Source organism: Candidatus Obscuribacterales bacterium (genome assembly GCA_036703605.1).
Classification (GTDB): Bacteria; Cyanobacteriota; Cyanobacteriia; order RECH01; family RECH01; genus RECH01.
On the sequence record DATNRH010001109.1, the window covers coordinates 1 to 1,107 of the forward strand.

Consider the following 1,107-nt stretch of genomic DNA (forward strand, 5'->3'; position numbering starts at 1 on the left):
AGTATCCTGAACCGGCCTTACATCCCGCAAAACGTGACCTGCCCAGGTGGCGGAATTGGTAGACGCGCCAGCTTCAGGTGCTGGTGTCTGTATGGACGTGGAGGTTCGAGTCCTCTCCTGGGCACCACCAAACCCCCAATATCGCTAAGAAAACTAAAGAAAACCTAGGGTTTTGGGTTTTTTGGGACCATTTTCGGGACCGCTTTTAGGACCACTTTCGTCAATTTCCGCCAGTGATTTGTCACTCCTGGAAGGTCGATTTGGGTTGCACCGCGTGATCCTGCGGCTGAGATTACTCAGCATGGATCAGACAATGCCCCTCAAGCTACCACGCTACATGTTCCGCCGTGCGAATGGATCGTTCCGCTACAAACGGAATGTGCCCAAAGACCTGCGCACAGTGATTCCCAAGGCCACGGTCTACCGGCAGCTCGGGAATACTTACCAAGATGCTCTGAAGGCTTTGCCCAAGGTCCATGCCGAGATTGAGGCCCTCTTTGATCGCGAACGACGCACCACAGATGAAGAGCGGGCAAGAGAACTGGTCAGAGAACGGCTAGGTGAACGCCACCAATCCATGTTCATCCAAGGAGCAGTAGATCCTGAGTGGCCCGAGTTCGACGACTTCCAGGAACTTGCTGAGGACCTCGAACACGCTGTCCCCAAGGGTGTCACTCGGCAGCTGAGAGCAGCTTCGGCAGAGGCCGCCCCTATGTCGCTCTCTCGGGTGCTGGAGGAATACTATACCTACAAAGCGGAAGAGAGTGACAACGGGTTACGCACTCGGATTGATCGTATCCGCAAAGACCTGATCCTTTGCCTTGGCAAGAACCGCTTTGAGTGGACGGAGCTAAAAGACCTCACCCGGGCCGATGCAAACTCCTACCGTGACCTTCTACTATCACGCATGGCCCCCAACTCTGTGCAGCGGAACCTTGGTGTCATCAAAGCGGCCATCAATCACGTCTTGCTGGAACATGACCTAGACCTCCGCAACGTCTTCCAAGCGATCAAGATTAAGGGGGCTGGGAACAGCAACACTGATCGCCTGCCGATCACGGATGTGCAACTGGCAACAATGGTACCTGCCTTTGCCAGCAGTGATGT

General features: G+C 54.7%; 1 protein-coding gene and 1 tRNA gene. Both read left to right on the top strand.

Translation table 11 applies throughout. The features are described 5' to 3' along the window. Positions 1–40: 40 nt before the first annotated feature. Positions 41–127: transfer RNA gene (locus tag V6D20_23080), tRNA-Leu, on the top strand. Between the two features lie 174 nt (positions 128–301). Further along, the coding region (locus V6D20_23085) for a hypothetical protein (GenBank protein ID HEY9818664.1) at positions 302–1,107 on the top strand (806 nt) is incomplete at its 3' end.